General features: G+C 62.2%; 17 protein-coding genes. 6 read left to right on the top strand and 11 right to left on the bottom strand.

The features are described from left to right. Positions 1 to 937 precede the first annotated feature (937 nt). Entirely contained in the window at positions 938 to 2,161 is a 1,224-nt protein-coding gene (pepT, locus tag AAHA39_RS08025; protein WP_320656256.1) for a peptidase T, read from the top strand. 143 nt (positions 2,162 to 2,304) lie between these two features. After that, entirely contained in the window at positions 2,305 to 4,017 is a 1,713-nt protein-coding gene (locus AAHA39_RS08020) for a lysophospholipid acyltransferase family protein (protein ID WP_342690010.1), read from the top strand. A 77-nt stretch (positions 4,018 to 4,094) separates the two neighbouring features. Here the strand turns inward: AAHA39_RS08020 and AAHA39_RS08015 are convergent, their stop codons facing one another. From AAHA39_RS08015 to AAHA39_RS08000, 4 genes are all read right to left on the bottom strand, one after another. Then, positions 4,095 to 4,406, bottom strand: a complete 312-nt coding sequence (locus AAHA39_RS08015) for a SelT/SelW/SelH family protein (protein ID WP_042031353.1) — start codon at positions 4,404 to 4,406, stop codon at positions 4,095 to 4,097. 40 nt (positions 4,407 to 4,446) lie between these two features. Continuing rightward, positions 4,447 to 5,568, bottom strand: coding sequence for an adenosylhomocysteinase (locus AAHA39_RS08010; protein WP_041208706.1), 1,122 nt, complete (start codon positions 5,566 to 5,568; stop codon positions 4,447 to 4,449). Between the two features lie 197 nt (positions 5,569 to 5,765). Then, complete coding sequence (locus tag AAHA39_RS08005; RefSeq protein ID WP_320656899.1) at positions 5,766 to 6,503, bottom strand: hypothetical protein; 738 nt, start codon at positions 6,501 to 6,503, stop codon at positions 5,766 to 5,768. Further along, on the bottom strand, positions 6,503 to 7,063 hold the full coding sequence (locus AAHA39_RS08000; protein WP_219270896.1) for a YceI family protein: 561 nt from the start codon (positions 7,061 to 7,063) through the stop codon (positions 6,503 to 6,505). The genes AAHA39_RS08005 and AAHA39_RS08000 overlap by 1 nt, the downstream gene beginning before the upstream one ends. Positions 7,064 to 7,172: 109 nt before the next feature. Here AAHA39_RS08000 and AAHA39_RS07995 point away from each other — a divergent pair, with 109 nt between their 5' ends. Continuing rightward, positions 7,173 to 8,069 carry a LysR family transcriptional regulator gene (locus AAHA39_RS07995; protein ID WP_104014340.1) on the top strand — a complete coding sequence of 299 codons (897 nt, stop codon included), beginning with the start codon at positions 7,173 to 7,175 and terminating at the stop codon, positions 8,067 to 8,069. On the opposite strand, the gene AAHA39_RS07990 is transcribed toward AAHA39_RS07995, so the two are convergent. Beyond that, positions 8,066 to 8,479: a hypothetical protein gene (locus AAHA39_RS07990; protein WP_320656898.1), complete on the bottom strand. Its 414-nt coding sequence runs from the start codon at positions 8,477 to 8,479 to the stop codon at positions 8,066 to 8,068. The genes AAHA39_RS07995 and AAHA39_RS07990 overlap by 4 nt on opposite strands. Before the next feature lie 66 nt (positions 8,480 to 8,545). Here AAHA39_RS07990 and AAHA39_RS07985 point away from each other — a divergent pair, with 66 nt between their 5' ends. After that, positions 8,546 to 10,276, top strand: coding sequence for a formate--tetrahydrofolate ligase (locus tag AAHA39_RS07985; RefSeq protein ID WP_320656897.1), 1,731 nt, complete (start codon positions 8,546 to 8,548; stop codon positions 10,274 to 10,276). Between the two features lie 71 nt (positions 10,277 to 10,347). On the opposite strand, the gene AAHA39_RS07980 is transcribed toward AAHA39_RS07985, so the two are convergent. Then, positions 10,348 to 11,997, bottom strand: coding sequence for a methyl-accepting chemotaxis protein (locus tag AAHA39_RS07980; RefSeq protein WP_320656896.1), 1,650 nt, complete (start codon positions 11,995 to 11,997; stop codon positions 10,348 to 10,350). A gap of 381 nt (positions 11,998 to 12,378) precedes the next feature. Then, positions 12,379 to 13,035, bottom strand: coding sequence for a GTP cyclohydrolase I FolE (folE, locus tag AAHA39_RS07975; protein WP_033115004.1), 657 nt, complete (start codon positions 13,033 to 13,035; stop codon positions 12,379 to 12,381). Positions 13,036 to 13,262: 227 nt separating this feature from the next. Here folE and moeA point away from each other — a divergent pair, with 227 nt between their 5' ends. Both moeA and moeB read left to right on the top strand, forming a co-directional pair. After that, positions 13,263 to 14,489 (top strand): molybdopterin molybdotransferase MoeA, encoded by a 1,227-nt coding sequence (gene moeA / locus AAHA39_RS07970; protein WP_320656902.1) that lies wholly within the window; start codon positions 13,263 to 13,265, stop codon positions 14,487 to 14,489. Then, entirely contained in the window at positions 14,486 to 15,241 is a 756-nt protein-coding gene (gene moeB / locus AAHA39_RS07965; protein ID WP_320656895.1) for a molybdopterin-synthase adenylyltransferase MoeB, read from the top strand. The genes moeA and moeB overlap by 4 nt, the downstream gene beginning before the upstream one ends. Positions 15,242 to 15,335: 94 nt before the next feature. Here moeB and AAHA39_RS07960 read toward each other — a convergent pair whose 3' ends face one another. The 4 genes from AAHA39_RS07960 to modA all read right to left on the bottom strand — a co-directional run bounded on the left by AAHA39_RS07960 (position 15,336) and on the right by modA (position 18,775). Continuing rightward, a complete protein-coding gene (locus AAHA39_RS07960) occupies positions 15,336 to 16,112 on the bottom strand; it encodes an alpha/beta fold hydrolase (RefSeq protein WP_182925828.1) in 777 nt (258 codons plus the stop codon). Positions 16,113 to 16,188: 76 nt separating this feature from the next. Continuing rightward, positions 16,189 to 17,265, bottom strand: coding sequence for a molybdenum ABC transporter ATP-binding protein (gene modC / locus AAHA39_RS07955; RefSeq protein WP_320656894.1), 1,077 nt, complete (start codon positions 17,263 to 17,265; stop codon positions 16,189 to 16,191). Further along, the gene (gene modB, locus AAHA39_RS07950) at positions 17,262 to 17,942 is read right to left on the bottom strand and encodes a molybdate ABC transporter permease subunit (RefSeq protein ID WP_320656893.1); all 681 of its coding nucleotides are present in this window, start codon (positions 17,940 to 17,942) and stop codon (positions 17,262 to 17,264) included. The genes modC and modB overlap by 4 nt, the downstream gene beginning before the upstream one ends. 104 nt (positions 17,943 to 18,046) lie before the next feature. Further along, positions 18,047 to 18,775, bottom strand: coding sequence for a molybdate ABC transporter substrate-binding protein (gene modA / locus AAHA39_RS07945; protein ID WP_320656892.1), 729 nt, complete (start codon positions 18,773 to 18,775; stop codon positions 18,047 to 18,049). Positions 18,776 to 18,790: the final 15 nt, after the last annotated feature.

Below are 18,790 nucleotides of genomic sequence, written 5' to 3'. Positions count from 1 at the left end.
AGTCGCCTTCGTTACCCTCAATCACATCCAGACCATCTTGTGCAAAGCAGTGTTGCGCTTTGCACATCGCGGCAAGCCAGAGGCTGCCTGGTGGATCTTGGGAAGTAACGAGTCTTGATGTGGGGCTGGTGGCTTTACATCAAGCTCAACGGTATGCGGTGCTACTTTACGTTGCGCCGCGGTACTTTGATGACAAACGACATCAGCCACGTCGTCCGTTCATCATTCGGCAGCCATCACGACAGCAGGAGAGGGTTCCAAGGAAGAGAAGCGAAGGCGCCAGCACGCATGCGTGTTGATAGACGACAACAACCACAGCCCAGCTCATATCCAGTGACCGCCCATGACAAGGGAAGATGATGAGCCGTTGGCCCACTCGGTCAAAAGAAAGATGAGTGTCTGTTGTTCTCCCTGATACCGGAGCCTAACCGGTATTAAAGAAACCATTCCCCAGCAGTGTCTGTCGTTTCTGCGTGCCTCGCCCTATAGGCGTATGATCCTTCAGGTTTCTGGCGGCTCTGCCTGCTTCAGGGTTACCTTCGGATCGGCGCGGAGTGTACACACTTACTGCGGGCGGTGACAATAAAAAATAGTGCTCAAAATCCGCTTTTAATAAGCCTCTCAAATCTTGCTGGCGGGCAGGCGGGGGCTGGGATAGCGCATGATCGCCCCACCCCGTTATGCGCGATGAAAAGAGTCGCTTTTCCCCCTCCAAAGAGGCAGCCCTTGTGATGCGGGACTTGCAGGCCAAACACCCCGTTGCCGACCATGATTAAAAATCCCCGAAGTGGCGACTTTTATGCGCAATAAACCGGCAGCGGCTGTGCTTGTGCCCGCTGGTAGGACCAAAGCAAAAAATGGGAAAAACCTGCGCTGACGCAATGAGTGGTGGGGCTGGATTGGCGCAAAATGAGCGTTCACAACCGGAGGCTGATTAATGGATACCCTGCTTGAGCGTTTTTTGCGTTACGTGACTTTTCATACCCGCTCTGACGAGACCAATCCCGCCTGCCCGAGCAGCGAGGGACAACTGATCTTCGCCCGCGCCCTGCAAGAAGAGATGGAAGCGCTGGGGCTGACCCAGGTCACTCTGGATGAGCACGGCTACCTCACCGGCTGCCTGCCGGGCAACCAGCCGGATGCTCCCGCCATCGGCCTGATTGCCCACATGGACACCGCCGATTATGAAGCCGAGCACGTGGTGCCGCAGATCATCGAGAACTATCAGGGCGGCGATATCTGTCTTGGCAAGGGTGACGAGGTGCTCGCCATCCGTGACTACCGCTTCCTGAAAAACTATCTGGGGCAGGACCTCATCACCACCGACGGCACCACCCTGCTGGGCGCCGACGACAAGGCGGGTATCGCCGAAATCCTCAGCGCCATCGACCATCTGCAGGCGCACCCCGAGATCCCGCGCGGCGATGTATGGGTCGGCTTTACCCCGGACGAAGAGATTGGCCGTGGCGCCAACTTGTTCCCGCTGGACCGATTCCCGGCCAAGTGGGCCTACACCGTCGATGGTGGTGAGCTGGGCGAGCTGGAGTTCGAAAACTTCAACGCCGCCAGCGCCAACATCCGCTTCGTCGGCAACAACGTTCACCCCGGCACCGCCAAGGGGAGCATGATCAACAGCCAGACCCTAGCCGCTCGCTTCCACGCCGCCATGCCGACCGACGAGACCCCGGAGTGCACCGAGGGATATGAGGGCTTCTTCCATCTGGCCCAGATGAGCGGCACCGTGGAGGAGAGCACTCTGCACTACATCATCCGCGACTTTGACGACCAGCGTTTCGCCGAGCGCAAAGCCTTGATGGAGAGCCGGGTAGCCGCCATGCAGGCCGGGCATCCCAAGGCGCGCATCGAGCTGACCCTGACCGACAGCTATCGCAACATGCGCAGCCAAATAGAGCCGCACATGCATATCGTCGAGCTGGCTCGCGCCGCCATGGAGGCCGCCGACGTAGTGCCCAAGATCAAACCCATTCGCGGTGGTACCGATGGCGCCCGCCTCTCTTTTATGGGCCTGCCCTGCCCCAACATCTTTACCGGTGGTCACAACTTCCACGGCAAGCACGAGTTCATCCCGCTGCAATCCATGGAAAAAGCGGTCGCCACCCTGGTCGAGCTGGTGCGCCTCACCTCGGTCTGGCGCGGCTAAACCGGCCATCGTCACCACAGTGACAAGCAAGAGGGGAGCCGCTTAACCGGCTCCCCTCTTTGCCATCAAACTGTCATCCGGTCGACATCTGCCGGGAACAGTAACCCGCCATGCTGGGGGCAAAGGATCGCCGGAGCCCCCAGATGTTCACTATCGATACCCTGTTTGCCCAGCACTTCCCGCGCCTCAATGGCCATCCCCGGCTGGCCAGCCTCGGCAAACGAGCCCTTGGCTGGCTGCTCAACGAACCCGCCTTTAACGACTTTGCCCTGCGCCATCCTCACCTGCGCGGCCTCGACTTTGTCGAGCAGGTGCTGGCGGAGCTGGCGGTAGATTGCCGGGTGAACGAGGCGCAGCTTGAACACATTCCCGTCAGCGGCCGGGTCATTATCGTTGCCAATCACCCCATCGGCTCCATCGACGGGCTGGCATTGCTGCGCCTGCTCGGTCGCATCCGCCCCGATGTGAAAATCGTTGCCAACCGCTTGCTGGCCCAACTCGCGCCGCTGCGTCCCCTGCTGCTGCCGGTAGACAACATGGAGGGCAAGACCGACCGGCAGGCCATTCTGGCCATGGGAGATCATCTTGCCAGGGAGGGGGCGCTGGTGATCTTCCCCGCCGGCGAAGTGTCGCGCCTCGGCCCCGGCGGAATCAAGGATGGCCCCTGGCAGGGCGGTTTTATCAAGCTGGCCAAGCGTACCGCCACCCCGCTGGTGCCCATCCACGTGGGAGGGCGCAACAGCGCCGCCTTCTATCTCGCCTCCTGGCTCAACAAACCCGCCTCTGCCCTGCTGCTGGTGCGCCAGCTGTTTCGCCAGCAGGGGCAGACCCTGCCGCTCACCATAGGTGCACGCATCCCGGTCACCGGTTTTCAGGAGCTGCCGGCCAAGAGCGCGGCAAAACTGGTGCGCAGCCATCTCTACCGGATTGGCTGCGGCAAGCCGGGACGACTGCAGACCGAAGCCCCCATCGCCCTGCCGGAGGATCGTCGCCAGCTCAAACAGGCCATCGAAAGCTGCGAGCAGCTCGGCACCACCCCGGATGGTCAGGGGATCTACCTCTACCGCCGCCACGAGGCGAGCCACTCGGTGATCCTGCGCGAACTGGGTCGGCTGCGGGAGATCGCCTTTCGCGCGGTGGGGGAAGGTTCGGGCAAAAGGCGGGATCTCGACCCCTTCGATGATGACTACCACCACCTTATCCTCTGGGATCCTGCCCGGCTCGACATCATCGGTGCCTACCGCTTCTCGCCGGTGGCCGAGCTGCTGGCCAGCAAGGGGCTGGGCGGTCTCTACAGCCACACCCTGTTCGGCTTTGAAGAGAAGCTGTTGCCGCGGCTGGAGCTTGCCATCGAGCTTGGCCGCAGCTTTATCCAGCCCGCCTACTGGGGCAAACGGGGGCTAGATTATCTCTGGTTCGGCATCGGCGCCTATCTGGCCCGCTATCCTCGCTATCGCTACCTGTTTGGCCCGGTGTCGCTCTCCGGCAGCCTGCCACCTCAGGCCAAGGATCTGCTGGTGAGCTTCTACCGCCAGCACTTTGCCCCCGAGCTGGCGCTCGCCCCCTCCCGCCGCCCCTATCCCGCCACGCCAGCGCTGTTTACCGGTCTCGACTACGGTGTCGACCTCAAGGAGCTCAAGGAGCGTCTCGGCAATCTGGGTTGCGCCATTCCCACCCTCTACAAGCAGTACTCCGAGCTGTGCGAACCGGGCGGCGTCCAGTTCATGGACTTTGGCATCGACCCCGACTTCAACCACTGCATCGACGGCCTGGTGTGGGTCGATGTGAGCCGCATCAAGCCCCACAAACAGGCACGCTATATCGGCCCCCTCGCCAGCACGATAACCGGCGAATAGCCGGAGCTGACGGGCAACAAATGAAAAAGAGAGGGAGGCCAGCGCCTCCCTCTCTCATCTTGTCCGGCAATCCACTCTTACTCGGCAGCAGGTTTGCGATCCGAGTGACCCAGATCCCGCTCGGGTGCGATGACATCGCGCACCCGCTGCTTGATCTCCTTGGCCTCGGGGAAGCCCTCGTCGACCACCCGATCCCACACCAGCACACCATCCACCAGAATGCGGAACTCCCCCTTGCTGGCGGGCACCAGCGCTACCTCGCCCAGCTCGCTGTCGAAGGTGGAGAGCAGCTCCTGCGCCAGCCATGCAGCCCGCAGCATCCAGCGGCAGAGGGTGCAGTAGCGGATCTCGATCCGCGGTTTACCTGGGGAAAGGGTCATGTCGCTCATGCGGTTCTCCATCAAAGGCGTCGAAAGGGAGCAGGGTAGCTCACTGCTCGACCCCGTGGAAGTCGGCCAGCCAGTAACGGGCGATGGTGCGCATGGTGGACTCCGGCAGCTCGAACAGGCCGGGCGCCAGCGGACCGGCGGCCAGCATGCGGATCCCCTCCATGATCTCAGCCAGCACCAGATAGACATATTCGCCAATGACGGCACCATGGACAAAATTGACCGCCTCGCCCCGGTTAAGCAGGTAGATCTGGGTGCCATCGGGCCGGTTGAGGGCCAGCACATGGGGGCACACCTCCTCCATCGGCCAGGGCAGCTGGGCCAGCGAGAAGGCGAACTCGTCGTCGGCGGAGGTGACCGAGGCGACCATGGTGCCGGGGCGCAGCAGTTGCAGATCCGCCAGATCGAGCGAACCGTTGCCGGTGGAGCAGATCACCAGCTCGGCGCGGCTCAGGGCCTCAGACTTGCTGATGAGACGAAAACCGTGGGAGAGCGCCTCCACCTGACGCAATACGTCGGTCTCTACCAGCCCGAGGTGAAGGTTGCGACAGCGCAGGTCGCGCGCGATGCTGCGCCCCACCTTGCCATAGCCAAACAGCGCCGCCTCGCAGACGTTGAAGGTGCGGTTGAGATTGCGGGCCAGCGACTCGGCGGAGTAGACCACGCTCAGACCAATCTGGATATCCTCGGCCTGTTTCAGAGGGCTGCGCGCCACCGAGACCACCGGGGTCGCCAGCACCTCCTGCTCATAGCGCTGATGGCCGTTTTCGGTCATCTCCACCACCCCGAGCAGACGGGGGCCAAAGTATTCGCTCAGGGTCACCTGTGTCGTGGCAAAATAGCCACCGATATCGAGGATCAACAGCCTCTCATGGGGGGCCACCAGCGGCGCGATCTGCTCGATGACGCCCTGCGGACAGTTGGTCCACTGGCGATTGAGTGGTACGACCGGATAGTGGCGGGAGACCCACTCCAGGGTCGGGCCGTGTACCGATTTGGGTTTGGGCAGGATGGCGCCGATACGGCCAATCTGGCTGAGAGCCTCGATGAAACGGGGACGATCAGGAAGCAGGTGGGTAACCAGCAGAATGCAGAGACCTTCGATACGGCCCTGCCCGGTGAAATGGCGAAAAAACAGATGCTCAGATCCTTGACTGCGCAACTGTGGCCTCCTTAATTTGCCCCAAAATGTGTGCTGCAAAGCAAGCAAACAGAACCCGGCGCAGCCGGGTTCTGTGTGTGTCCAGATAAGTGAAAATCCTTTTTATCTTAAACACATAGGAGGGCTCAATCTTTATCTCTCAAGAGTATGAGCAAGTATGCAAAAATAACCGTAATTGGCTGTTTTTCATGCGAAAATCAGTACAAAGAAGCAGCAGGCCAAACATGCCACAGACTGAGTCCGCTACCCGCCCCGGCCAGCAGGATAAGAGCCCCCCAGCGCAGTGGTGCTCCCTTGCCGCGCAATAGCCACTCCAGCAGCGGCAGCAACCAGACCGGCAGCAGAACCACCAGCGGCACCTCCACATATTGCCAGGCGAGCATCTGGACGAAAGCGAGGGCCAGCGCCAGACCGGCAGGCGCCACATTGACCCCGGCAAACGTGGCAAGCAGTGCCCGAAAACCGGCGAAGGCGGCCAAGGCTCCGGCCAGCTGGGCAATCAACAGGCTGCCATCGATACCGATCACCAGCGCCAGCCAGATGAAACCAAGGGCAAAACCAAGCCCCTCGCGGCTGTCACCGTGCAAGACGCTCCAGCCAAACCAGAGGATGGCGGGCAACAGCGCCAGCCAGATCATCGGCTCGCTTGTCAGCACCGAGGCCAGCCCCTGCCACCAGATCAGGGCGCCGACAACAGTAAAGAGCAGCAGCGAACCACGCAGATCGCTCACCTGCACCGCGATGGCCGGCACCAGCAGCGCGAGCGGCAGCCACTGCCACGCCTTGACCGGCAGACCATAGGCACCGCCCAGCAAGGATCCCACCAGCCAGATCGCCAGTGCGCCCCACAGATACCCCAGCCGTGGCCAGCGCCACGACAGCAAAGCGGCTCCCAGAGGAGCCGCCAGGGTTTGCAGCAGAAGTGAAGCACCCATTACTTGCGCACGCCTTCAACAAACAGATTGATGCTCATCTCATCCGGGATGTTCGGCACCATGTAGTTCACGCCAAAGTCGCTGCGTTTGATGGTGGTGGTAGCGTTGAAGCCGCTGCGGTAGCCACCCCAAGGATCCTTGCCTTCACCAACCTTCACCAGATTGAAGGCCACCTCTTTGGAGACGCCGTGCAGGGTCAGGGTGCCTTTCAGTACGCCTTTATCCTTGGTTCCCTCATAAGCAGAGCTGACGAAAGTCATCTTCGGATACTGCTTCACGTCGAGAAAATCGGGGCTGCGCAGGTGCTTGTCACGGGGCTCATGGTTGGAGTCCACGCTGGCGGCATCCACTTCGAAACTCGCCTTGGCCGCTGCCGGATTGGCGTCATCAATGCTGAAAGTGCCGCTGAAGGTGTTGAAACGACCCACCAGCTCGGAGAAGCCAAGGTGGCCCACCTTGAACTGCACTGTGGTGTGCGCCGGGTCGACATCGTACTCCGCCGCCATCAGGGGGGCAGCCATAAAGAGGCAGGAGGCCAGCAGGGCTTTGCTCATTTTCATCCGTTCGTTCCTTCATCTTGGGGTTCACATGATTGGCTGACATGCTAACCTCGTCGTCAGAATGAATAATCAGTGATTCATTAAATTCATTATTTACTGAGGATGGAAAATGGATCAGATCGCCGCCATGCGCACCTTCATCAAGGTGGTGGAGTGCCAGAGCTTTACCAAAGCCGCCAACCAGCTTGGCATCTCGGTGGCCATGGCCTCCAAACTGATGCAGCAGCTGGAGGAGTCCCTTGCCACCCGGCTGCTGTCGCGCACCACCCGTCAGGTCAATCCCACTGAAGCGGGCCAGTTTTACTACCAGCGCTCCCTCGCCCTGCTGGCGGAACTGGAAGAGACCCACAGCCAGCTGACCCACCACAACCAGCAGCCCAACGGCACCCTCAAGCTCTCGGTGCCGATGGACTTTGGCTACCTCCACCTCTCCCCCGCCCTGCCGCTGTTTCGCGAGCGCTTCCCCGATCTCAAGCTCGATATCGAGTACAGCGACCGGCGGGTTGCGCTGGTGGAAGAGGGGTTTGATCTGGCGCTGCGCATCGGCCACCTCAGCGACTCCTCGCTGGTGGCGCGCCAGCTTGCCACCATTCGGGTCGAGCTTTGCGCCAGCCCCGGCTATCTGGCACGCAAGGGGTGGCCGGAGAAGCCCGAAGATCTCAAGCAACACGACTGTCTGGTCTACACCCTGACCCAGCCAGAGTGGCACTTCAAACGGGAAAGCGAGCAACAGAGCATCCGGCCACAGGGGCCGCTGCGCGCCAACAACGGGGTGGCGCTGACCCGCGCCGCTTGTGATGATCAGGGCATCATATTGCAGCCCACCTTCATCGTCGGAGAAGCCTTGCAGGATGGCAGGCTAGTCAGCCTGCTGCCAGAGTGGGAGAAGGGCGAGGTGGGGCTCTATGCGGTCTATCCGCACCGCCGCTTCGTCTCGGCCAAGGTGCGCTGCTTTATCGAGTTCGTGCAGGAGCGCTATCTCGCCCCGCAGCAGTGGGAAGCTTAAGCCTTGGCGGGCGTTGCCGGGGACAGGAGTGCCCGCAGTTGCAGCGCATCCGGGGTCAGCTGCCAGCGCGGCAGGCGGGTGCGGATGGTGGCAAGCTGTTGTTCGCTCAACGCATAGGGAAGAGCTACCGTCACCTCGGGGCAATCGAACATGGCGGCCAGCTGCAGGATCAGGATGAGGTTGGCCTCATCACTGCGGCGATTGTTGACCCGCTTGGCAATTTCCTGGCGCAGCTGGGTTTGCGGATCCTCGGTCATCGCCTGCCAGCCAAAACCAAACAGGGGCACCAGCGCACTGACAATGCCAAGGGCGGTCAGCGGCCGTTTGGGTGGATGATAGAGCGCGTTGAGATCCAGCAGAAGAGGCTCCTGCATCTGCTCACCGCCACCAAATAAAATCGTTTTCGTCATTGGATTACCCATTATATTCCACTAGACTGCGCCGCATATTAAGCCCGCCATGCCAACGAGGTGCTGATGCTAAGCGATATCGAGATCTCCCGCCACTCCCCCCGCCTCCCCATTCATGAACTGGCCAAGCGCCTCGCCATCCCGACCGAACTGCTCAGCCCCCATGGCCACTACAAAGGCAAACTCAGCCTCGACCTGCTCAAGTCGCAGCCAGAACAGAGCGGCAAGCTGGTGCTGGTGAGCGCCATCACCCCCACCCCGCTGGGCGAGGGCAAGACGGTGACCACTCTGGGCCTCTCCATGGGGCTCAACCATATCGGTCAACCCAGCATCGCCACCATTCGCCAGCCGAGCCTCGGCCCGGTGTTCGGGGTCAAGGGGGGCGCAGCCGGCGGCGGTCATGCCCAGGTGGTGCCGATGGAGGAGATGAACCTCCACCTCACCGGCGATTTTCACGCCCTGACGGCGGCCCATAATCTGGCGGCGGCCGCCCTCGATGCTCGCCTGTTCCATGAGCGCAAACTCGGCGACCAGTTCAGCGCCAAAACCGGCCTGCCGCAACTCGATATCGATGCAGACAACATTCTCTGGCCACGCACTCTCGACATGAACGACCGCGCCCTGCGCCACCTCACCATCGGTCAGGGTGGCGCCGCCGACGGGGTGGAACGCTGCGATCGCTTCGTCATCACCGCCGCCTCCGAGCTGATGGCCATTCTGGCGCTGGCGAGCGATCTGAAAGACCTGCGCCAGCGCATCGGTCGCATCCAGCTGGCCCGCGATATCCACGGCAAGCCCATCACAGCCGAGCAACTGGAAGTGGCGGGCGCCATGACAGTGCTGCTGAAAGACGCGCTGCAGCCGACCCTGATGCAGACCACAGAGCAGACCCCGGTGCTGGTACACGCAGGTCCCTTTGCCAATATCGCCCACGGCAACTCCTCGGTGATCGCCGACCGCATGGCCCTTGGCCTCACCGATTACGTGGTGACCGAAGCGGGTTTTGGCTCCGACATGGGGCTGGAGAAGTTCTTCAATATCAAGAGCCGCCAATCCGGCCTGACCCCCGCCTGCGTAGTGCTTGTGGCCACAGTGCGCGGCCTCAAGGCCAACAGCGGCCTGCTCGACATTCGCCCGGGCAAGCCGCTGCCGGAAAACCTGCTGCGTGAGGATCTGCCGACCCTCCAGCAGGGTTGCGCCAACCTCGTCTGGCACATCGCCAATGCCCGTCGTTACGGCGTGCCCGTGGTGGTCGCCATCAACCGCTTCCCCACCGACAGCGAGGCCGAACTGGCGTTGCTGGCCCGTGAGGCGATGCAGGCCGGCGCCTGTGGCAGCGCCATCTCCAACGCCTTCACTCTGGGTGGCTCTGGCGCAAGCGAGCTGGCCCGCGCCGTGGTTGCCGCCTGTGAACAGCCGGGCAAAGTCAAATTGCTCTACCCCGACGAAGCGAGTCTCGACGCCAAGCTGGCGACTCTGGTGGAGTGTGGCTACGGTGGCTGCGGGGTGCAGCTGTCGGACAAAGCTCGCCAGCAGCTGGCACAACTCTCTGCCGAGGGGTGGGATCACTTGCCGGTCTGCGTAGCCAAGACACCGCTCTCCATCAGCCATGACCCGGCCCTCAAGGGGGTACCGACCGACTTCGAAGTGCCCATCGACGAGGTGAAGCTCTGCGCCGGTGCCGGTTTCGTCTATGCGCTGGCGGGCCCCATCATGACCATGCCGGGCCTTGGCAGCCTGCCGGCCTATCGTCACATCGATATCGATGATAACGGCGATATCGTCGGCCTGAGCTGAGCCCTTCCACAACGCCAGAAACAACAAGGCCCCGTCACTGGACGGGGCCTTTTGCTATCTGCCAAACGCTCTTAGAGGGTAAAGCGCTGGGTCATATGATGCAGCGAGGTGGCCAGTTTGCTCAGCTCGATGCAGGCCTGAGCGATCTGCTGCGCCCCCTGGGCATTCTCATCAGCCGCGTTATGGATGTTGACGATGCTGCGGTTGAGCTCTTCGGTCACCGCATTCTGCTCCTCGGTAGCGGTAGCGATCAGGGTGTTCATGTCGGTGATGTGCACCACGGCACCGTTGATGGTATCGATGCTGTGTCCCGCTTCCCGTGCCAGACCCACACTCTCCTGCATCTGCTGACGGCTCAGCTGCATGGCGCTGCCCGCCTCGGCGGTGCGAGCCTGCAGCACCTCGATCATCTTGCTGATCTCGGCAGTGGAGTTCTGGGTTCGCTGGGCCAGGGAGCGCACCTCGTCCGCCACCACGGCAAAGCCACGCCCCTGCTCGCCAGCGCGGGCCGCCTCGATGGCTGCATTGAGGGCCAGCAGATTGGTCTGCTCGGCAATACCGCGAATGACGTCGAGCACCATGCTGATATTGGTGCTGTCCTGCTCCAGCTGCTGCACTACGGAGCCCGCCTCCTCAATCTTGACCGACACCGCCTCGATGCTGCCGATGGCGCTGCGCACCACCTGATTACCCTGGGTCGAGGTGCGGGAGGCATCCTTGGCAGCGCTCATGGCATCCGTGGTATTGCGGGCCACCTCGTTCACTGTGGACTGCATCTCGTTCATGGCGGTCGCCACCTGAGAGACTTCGCTCTGCTGACGCGCCATGCCGCTGGCAGATTGATCGGAGATGGCACTCACCTCCTCCACTGCGCTGCTGAGCTGACTCACCGAGCCGGCGATCTCGCTCACCAGATCAGCAAGGGCGCCCTGCATGCGGTCAATGGCTGTGCCGAGCTGACCCAGCTCGTCACGCTTGAAGCGATTGCCACTGATCCACTCCTGCAGCTCCCCCTTGCCAAGCGCGCCGCTTGAGATGCGCTGGGCCTGACGGGCCAGCATCACCAGGGGATCGCGGATCTGGCGGGTCAGCACGGTAGAGAGCACGGCCGCCAACCCCAGTCCCAGCAACAGGGCAATGATGATGCTCAGCTTGGCGCTGTCAAATGCCGCCACCACCTGAGCACGGGAGCCCACAGAGTAGCCATGGTTGATACGGATCAGATCCGCCACAGACTTGGCCAGATTGGTGTAGAGGGTGACCCCCTCGCTCATGAACAGCTGCTGGGCCTCGGCCAGCTGGCCGCCATCCTGCATCACTCTGATACGCTGGTGCAGGGCCACGTACTTGTCCCAGTCCTGTTTGACGATGTCGAAGGTGCGGCGTTCTTCCACATCCTCAGCCCAGATGGTGACATCGTGGGCTTTTACCTGCCTAGCGACCTCTTGCAGGCTCTGTTCGCCGAGATCGCGATAGTGGGCCTTCTGCTGCGGATCAGCCGCAACCAGAAACACATCCAGTTCATAGCGGCGCAGGGTGTTGATGGTCTCGCCCAGCGTGCTGGTGCGCACCACGGCGGGCAGTATGCTGTCGGTAAAACCGATGGCTGCCCGGTTCATATTGCCAAACTGCAGCAGCGAGAAGCCGCCGATGAAGGCCATCATCAGGCCGAGCATGGCGAAGCCGGCAGCGAGTTTCTTGCCAATGGTCATGGTATTCATGGCATGTCCTGGATTTGAGTGAACAGATAACGCCCGTCTGAACCGTATGAATACGGTTCGCTGTCACCACCTCCATGGCGGCTCATCCAGCCTTGATCAATCTGTGTCCCTACCTGAACGAAGCGAACGCGTTAACAAGATGACCGCCCACGGCAGCAGTAGCGGCAGGCTATTTTTTTGGCCAAAAAGCCAGCAAAACGAGGCACCTTGCTGGCTTGCTTGCACTCTCCAGGAGAGCCAGACAAGCCATGGCGACTTATATCGACCGGGAGGGGCGATCCCTTGAGGAGATTTATCGATGAAACTGACGGGCTGCGAGCAGGAAAAATTGAGAGAAATATCAAGGAGACACGGTGCTGCGGCACCATGTCTCCTTGCCTGTCAGCTCTTCAGGCCGGAGAGAAACTCGGCGCGAGTATCGGGCTGGGTCTTGAACACACCACCGAGGGAGGTGGTGGTGGTATAGGAGGTGGAATCCATCACCCCGCGCGCCTTGACGCAGTAGTGGGTCGCCTTGATGCTGATGGCCACATCCTTGGTGCCAAGCAGGGTCTGCAGCGCCAGCAGGATCTGCTGGGTCAGTCGCTCCTGAACCTGGGGGCGGCGAGCAAAGAACTGCACGATGCGGTTGATTTTGGAGAGCCCGATCACCTTGCCGCGGGGGATGTAGGCCACATGGGCCAGCCCGTCGATGGTGACGAAGTGATGCTCGCAGGTACTGGTGAGACTGATGTCCCGCACCATGATCATCTCGTCCACCTGCATCTTGTTCTCGATCACCGTCACCTTGGGGAAGGTGGAATAATCGAGGCCGGAGAAGATCTCGTTGACGTACATCTTGGCAATGCGATGCGGCGTTTCGGCCAGACTGTCATCGGCCAGATCGAGCCCCAGCGTCTCCATGATGGCGCGCATGTGGCCTTCGATCTTCTCCCGCTTCTGCTGGCTGTCCAGCTCGTTGGCAACCAAGGGGGTTTCCAGTCCCTGGGCCTCGAGGGCCGCCCTGACCAGCAAGGCTTCCTGACTCAGTGTTGTCATTCTCTTCTCTCCCATGCTCAGGGACGTCGGGGCCGCCACGCAGGCCACCCCAAGCTTGATGATTGTAAGGCGGCATAGTAAACGGCCATTGCCGCCAATATTCAAGTCAACTTGCGTCCGTCATCATACTTTATGACCATAGCCCGACTTTTACCGCCCCATCCGCTGCCCATCCCCGGCAATTTTTGTGATAATCCCGCCTTCAATCATCACAAGAGGTCATGACGATGGGATTTGATACCAGCGGACTACTGCCGTTAAGCGATGCCCTGCAAGGAATGCTGGAGCAACTCGCCTGCTGTTGCGACAGCGAGCAACTGCCCCTGCCACAGGCCCTTGGCCGGATCCTTGCCAGCGACATCGCCTCTCCCCTCGCCGTGCCCCCGTTCGACAACTCCGCCATGGACGGTTACGCCGTGCGGTTGGCCGATCTCGCCGCCGGCATCCCGCTCATCATGGCGGGCAAAGCCTTTGCCGGTCAGCCCTATCAGGGCGAGTGGCCCGCCGGCCACTGCGTGCGGATCATGACCGGCGCCCCGGTTCCCGCAGGGACAGATGCAGTGGTGATGCAGGAAGAAACGCAGGCCGACGGCGATCGGATCATTTTTCTGGCACAGCCCGAACCGGGCCAGAATATCCGCCGCGCCGGCAGCGATATCGGCAAGGGGGCCTGTGTGTTGCAAGCCGGCACCCACCTTACCCCGCGCGAGATGCCGCTACTGGCCTCCCTCGGCATCGCGACCGTGCCGGTACGCCGACCGCTGAAAGTGGCCATCTTCAGCACCGGCGATGAGCTCAAGCCAGTTGGCACCCCCCTCGCTCACGGCGACATCTACGACTCCAACCGCTACGGCGTGCGGGCCATGCTGGCGCGGCTGGGCTGCGACTGCCTCGACCTTGGCATCATCCCGGATGATCCCGCCCAGCTGCGTGCCGCATTTATCCGCGCTGATGAAGAGGCCGATGTGCTCATCACCACCGGCGGCGTTTCGGTAGGGGAAGCGGATTTCACCAAACAGCTGCTGGACGAGCTCGGCGAGATCGGCTTCTGGAAGCTGGCCATCAAGCCGGGCAAGCCATTTGCCTTCGGCCGCCTGCCCCGCGCCTGGTTCTTCGGCCTGCCGGGCAACCCGGTCTCCGCCATGGTCACCTTCGATCAGCTGGTGCAACCGGCGCTGGCCAAGCTGGCTGGCCAACGCTTCGAGCGCCCGCTTCAGCTGCAGGCCGTCACCACCGAGCCGCTCAAGAAGAGCCCGGGCCGACTCGACTTCCAGCGCGGCATCCTGAGTCAGGGACCAAACGGTCTCGAGGTACGCAGCACCGGCTCGCAGGACTCCGCTGTGTTCAGCTCCCTGTCGCGGGCCAACTGCTACATCATTCTTGAGCGCGAGCGGGGCCGCGTCGCTGTGGGTGAAACCGTCACCGTCGAACCGTTCGGGGGATTGCTGCTGTGAGCGAGATCCTGAGCGACGTCGAGCTACTGCGCTACAACCGCCAGATCATCCTCAAATCCTTCGATTTCGAGGGGCAGGAGGCGCTCAAGCAAGCCAGGGTGCTGGTGATCGGCGCCGGCGGTCTTGGCTGCGCCGCTAGCCAGTATCTGGCAGTGGCCGGAGTCGGCCAGCTTACTCTGGTCGATTTTGACAAAGTGGAGCTCTCCAACCTGCAGCGGCAGGTGCTGCACACCGATGAGCGCATCGGCCACTACAAGGTGGACTCAGCAGCGCAGTCCCTGCGGGCCCTCAACCCCTGGCTTGAGGTAGAGACCAACACGGCCGTGGCCGATGAGGCGCAGCTCGATACCCTGCTGCCCCGACACCAGCTGGTCTTGGATTGCACCGACAATCTGGCCATTCGCAACCTGCTCAACCAAAAGGCGCGCCAGCACAGGGTTCCGTTGGTCAGCGGCGCCGCCATCCGGCTGGAGGGTCAGCTCTGCAGCTTCACCTGGCGGGAAGATGAACCCTGCTACGCCTGCCTCAGCGCCCTGTTTGGCGAGCAGGCTCTCACCTGTGTCGAAGCCGGGGTACTCGCCCCCGTGGTGGGTCTGGTGGGCAGCCTGCAAGCACTCGAAGCCATCAAGATCCTCGCCAGCATGGGCAAGAACTACAGCGGCCGCCTGCTGATGATCGACGGCCTTGGCGGCACCTTCCGCGAGATGAAGCTGCCCAAGCGCCCCGACTGCCCGGTCTGCTCACACGCTTAAAGCCGATGGGACAGCATGATCAAAAAAACCGAATCCTGTGGTTCGGCTTTTTGTTATCTGCACCCTTTGTCATCTGCACCTAACAGCCGTCTCTTCAATGGGTCGTGAGGATCCGTTGCAATAGGTGGTTAAAGCCCGAGGGATCTTCCGCTGGCCAGGCGTGGTGACCCTCGGGGGTGTGGATGGTGGCGTTGGGCAGGGAGGCGAACTGCTCCACCCGCTTGGCGAGCGGCAGATAGTCGTGACTGGTGGAGATGATGGCCACCGGCTGCCAGATGTTGCCGAGCCGGGCGCGTACCGACCAGCCGGGCAGCGCCTCCAGCAGCGCCTTGTAGGTTTTCTTTTTATTGCGCACGAAACGCAGCCGGAAGGTGTGACGTACCTGAGCCAGCTCCGGGCCGGGAAAGAGCTCGCGGCCGAGCCACCAGGCGAGCGGACGCATGCCAAACCAGCGCAGCCACTTGAGGCGCTGGGCAAGCCGCTCCTGCTCTTTGGGAGTCTCCAGCAGAAATTCGCTAAAGCCGTTGACCAGCACCAGCCCCTGCACCTTGTGCGGCAGTTGCAGCGCCAGCTCCAGCGCCACCATGGCCCCGAGCGACAACCCCACCACCCAGGCGGGGCCGGATTGCTCATCAAGCCAGCGCACTACATCTGCCGCCAGAGTGGCCACGTCGAACGGCCCCTCCTGCATGCTCTGGCCGTGGCCACGCAGGTCGAGCGCCACCACCCGGTAGTGCTCGGAAAAATGCTCTATTTGTGCCTGCCAGTCGAGGCTGGAGGAACCCAGCCCGTGCAGCAGCAACAACAAGGGGCCCTCCCCCGCACTGCGCAGGGCAAGACCGTTGGATTTCATCACCTGATTGCGGCGCATCAGTTCATTGCCTCTCGACTCATCCGCTGAACCATCCTGTTGTTCGTTTTTTATGCTTCAACCAGATATATCCCGCTCAGCCCTCGCTGACCAGACTCACCGCCTTGATGTAGGCGTAGATCTGCTGGTTCGGGGCAAGCGCCAGCCGTCTGGCGGAGCGGCTGGTGATCCGGGCCAGCAGTATCTGCTGACCCAGCGCCAACTGCAACAGGGTCTGGCCGGGGCGTACCTCGCGCTCGGCCAGCAAGCGGGTGGTGAGGCAGTTGGAGAGGCTGGAGTGCTCGATGGGGGCGGTGGCGATCACCACGTCCCGCCCGGCCACCTTGATCTGCAGGGGCCCCCCCTCGTCCGGCACATGAGTCATGGTGACCCGCAACTGCTGCTCACCAAGCAGCAGAGTTGCCATCTGCTCGTCGTTATCGTAGTGAGAGAGGGTCGCCGTCAGCATCACCCCGGCATCGTCGCGACTGGCAAGCGAAAGGTCGGTACGGGCAAAGATCTCGCTCGGTCGACCTTGCGCCTCCACCCGGCCATCCGCCAGCAGCACCAGCTGATCGCAGAGCAGGCTCACCTCCTCCATGGCGTGGCTGACGAAAATAATCGGAATGCCGCTCTCCTGCTGCAACCCCTTGAGCACGTGGGCCTGATGGATGCGGCTGCGTCTGTCCAGCGCGGAAAAAGGTTCATCCAGCAACAGCAGATCCGGTTCGGCCAAGAGGGCCCTGGCCAGCGCCACCCGCTGACGCTGGCCGCCGGAGAGGCCGTGGGCTGGCTGGGCCAGCAGTTCGGCAAAACCGAGCCGCGCCGCCAGCGCCTCGGGCTGCCAACGCCCTCGCCCCTTGCGGGCAGCCAGCTGCAGGTTGCCAAGCACACTCAGATGGGGGAAGAGGCGCGAATCCTGAAACACCAGACCGATGCGGCGCGCCTCGGGCAGCAGATCGCTCAGCGCCCGGCCCTGCCAGTTCAAGGTGTCGCCCGGTGCGCGATCCAGCCCGGCGATAATGCGCAGCAAGCTGCTCTTGCCGCAGCCGGAGGGGCCGAACAGACCGAGGATGCCCCCAAGCTCCAGCGCCAGCTCACAATCGAGAGTAAAGGTGCCGAACTTGCGCTGCACCTTGAGTTGCAGCGGATGTGCCGTGAGGATTTCACTCATCCGAACAGCCTCCGTTGCCGACGTTGCAGCACCCCGTACACCAGCACCAGCATCACCAGCGAGAAGCCCATCAGGCCGCCTGCCAGAATATGGGCATTCTGGTAATCCATTGCCTCCACATGATCAAACAGGGCGATGGAGAGTACCTGGGTTTCGCCGGGGATATTGCCGCCAATCATCAACACCACCCCGAACTCCCCCAGGGTGTGGGCAAAGCCGAGCGCCGCCGCCATCACGAAGCTGGGCAGCGTCATCGGCAAGATGATGTGAAAGAAGCGCTCAACCGGGCCCAAGCCCAGGGTGGCGGCGGCCTCCAGCTCCTTGTTGCCCATGTTGACAAAGGCGGAGGTGAGCGGCTGCACCACGAAGGGAAGCGAGTAGAGGATGGAGGCGAGCAGCAGGCCGGTAAAACTGAACGCGAGCGGCGCCCCGAAAGTATCGCGCCACCAGGCTCCCAGCCCATAGGAGGGGGAGAAGGCCAGCAACAGATAGAAACCGAGCACCGTTGGCGGCAGCACCAGCGGCAGGGCCACCAGGGCTTCTACAACGGGTCTGAGCCGATGCTGGCTGCGCGACAACCACCAGGCCAGCGGCGGCGAGAGCAGCAACAGGATGACGGTGGTGCTGGCTGCCAGCTTCAGGGTGAGCCAGACCGCCAGCAGATCCCCTTCACTCATCGCCTTCCTCCCGGGTAGATGCCGACAACCATGGAGAGTGTGTCTTCATCGCACTGGCGGGCCGACCCGAAGGCCAGCCCACCGTTAGCAGGCCTGCCATGCCATCACTGCGGCAGTGCATAGCCCGCGGCCTTGATCTGTGCCTGACCCGGCCCCTTGAGCCAGACGACCAGCGCCTCGACCGCGGCCCCTTTCTTCAATACCAGCCCCTGCTGTTCGATGGGGGGGTAGAAATCAGCCGGCACGGCCCAGGCCTCGCCGGTCTTGCCCGCTTCCACCAGGTTGGCCCAGGCGACAAAGCCCAGCTCGGCGTTGCCGGTGTCGACGAACTGCCAGGTCTGGCCGATGTTGGTGCCGGTCAGCAGGCGGTACTGCTTGGGATCGATCTTGAGATGGTCGAGGGCCGCCATGGCAGCGGTGCCGTAGGGAGCGGTTTTCGGGTTGGCGATAGCAAGGTTGCCTTTCCAATTGCGCAGAGTTGCCTCGTCAGGCGCAGGCCCTCCCTTCTTCCATAGCCCCAGCTGGCCGATGGCATAGGTGAAGCGCTCGCTCCCCTTGCCCTCCTGCTCCAGCTTCTGCGGGGTTTTCACATCGGCGGAGAGGAAGAGATCGAACGGAGCACCGTGGCTGATCTGGGTATAGAGCACCCCGGTCGCGGCGGAGGAGATGGCCAGGGTGTGCCCGGTCTTGGCGGTGAACTCCTTGCCGATACGCTCTATGGTGCCCTTGAAGTTGGCGGCCACGGCTACCTTGACCTCGTCGGCCTGCACGGCACCGACGTGCAACGCACTGGCGCAGACCCCGGCAATGACAACGGATAACAGCGGTTTCATTCCTTTACCTCCTGA

Origin of the sequence: Aeromonas sp. SE22, from assembly GCF_038739755.1 — a bacterium.
GTDB lineage: Bacteria > Pseudomonadota > Gammaproteobacteria > Enterobacterales > Aeromonadaceae > Aeromonas > Aeromonas jandaei.
Note: the sequence above shows the minus strand (reverse complement) of the source record. Positions and strands in the feature narration are given on the sequence as shown.

Coding starts and splice junctions, on each gene's coding strand:
- pepT (WP_320656256.1), top strand. CDS start 938: ATGGATACCCTGCTTGAGCGTTTTTTGCGTTACGTGACTTTTCATACC.
- AAHA39_RS08020 (WP_342690010.1), top strand. CDS start 2,305: ATGTTCACTATCGATACCCTGTTTGCCCAGCACTTCCCGCGCCTCAAT.
- AAHA39_RS08015 (WP_042031353.1), bottom strand. CDS start 4,406: ATGAGCGACATGACCCTTTCCCCAGGTAAACCGCGGATCGAGATCCGC.
- AAHA39_RS08005 (WP_320656899.1), bottom strand. CDS start 6,503: ATGGGTGCTTCACTTCTGCTGCAAACCCTGGCGGCTCCTCTGGGAGCC.
- AAHA39_RS08000 (WP_219270896.1), bottom strand. CDS start 7,063: ATGAAAATGAGCAAAGCCCTGCTGGCCTCCTGCCTCTTTATGGCTGCC.
- AAHA39_RS07995 (WP_104014340.1), top strand. CDS start 7,173: ATGGATCAGATCGCCGCCATGCGCACCTTCATCAAGGTGGTGGAGTGC.
- AAHA39_RS07990 (WP_320656898.1), bottom strand. CDS start 8,479: ATGACGAAAACGATTTTATTTGGTGGCGGTGAGCAGATGCAGGAGCCT.
- AAHA39_RS07985 (WP_320656897.1), top strand. CDS start 8,546: ATGCTAAGCGATATCGAGATCTCCCGCCACTCCCCCCGCCTCCCCATT.
- AAHA39_RS07980 (WP_320656896.1), bottom strand. CDS start 11,997: ATGAATACCATGACCATTGGCAAGAAACTCGCTGCCGGCTTCGCCATG.
- folE (WP_033115004.1), bottom strand. CDS start 13,035: ATGACAACACTGAGTCAGGAAGCCTTGCTGGTCAGGGCGGCCCTCGAG.
- moeA (WP_320656902.1), top strand. CDS start 13,263: ATGGGATTTGATACCAGCGGACTACTGCCGTTAAGCGATGCCCTGCAA.
- AAHA39_RS07960 (WP_182925828.1), bottom strand. CDS start 16,112: ATGCGCCGCAATCAGGTGATGAAATCCAACGGTCTTGCCCTGCGCAGT.
- modC (WP_320656894.1), bottom strand. CDS start 17,265: ATGAGTGAAATCCTCACGGCACATCCGCTGCAACTCAAGGTGCAGCGC.
- modB (WP_320656893.1), bottom strand. CDS start 17,942: ATGAGTGAAGGGGATCTGCTGGCGGTCTGGCTCACCCTGAAGCTGGCA.
- modA (WP_320656892.1), bottom strand. CDS start 18,775: ATGAAACCGCTGTTATCCGTTGTCATTGCCGGGGTCTGCGCCAGTGCG.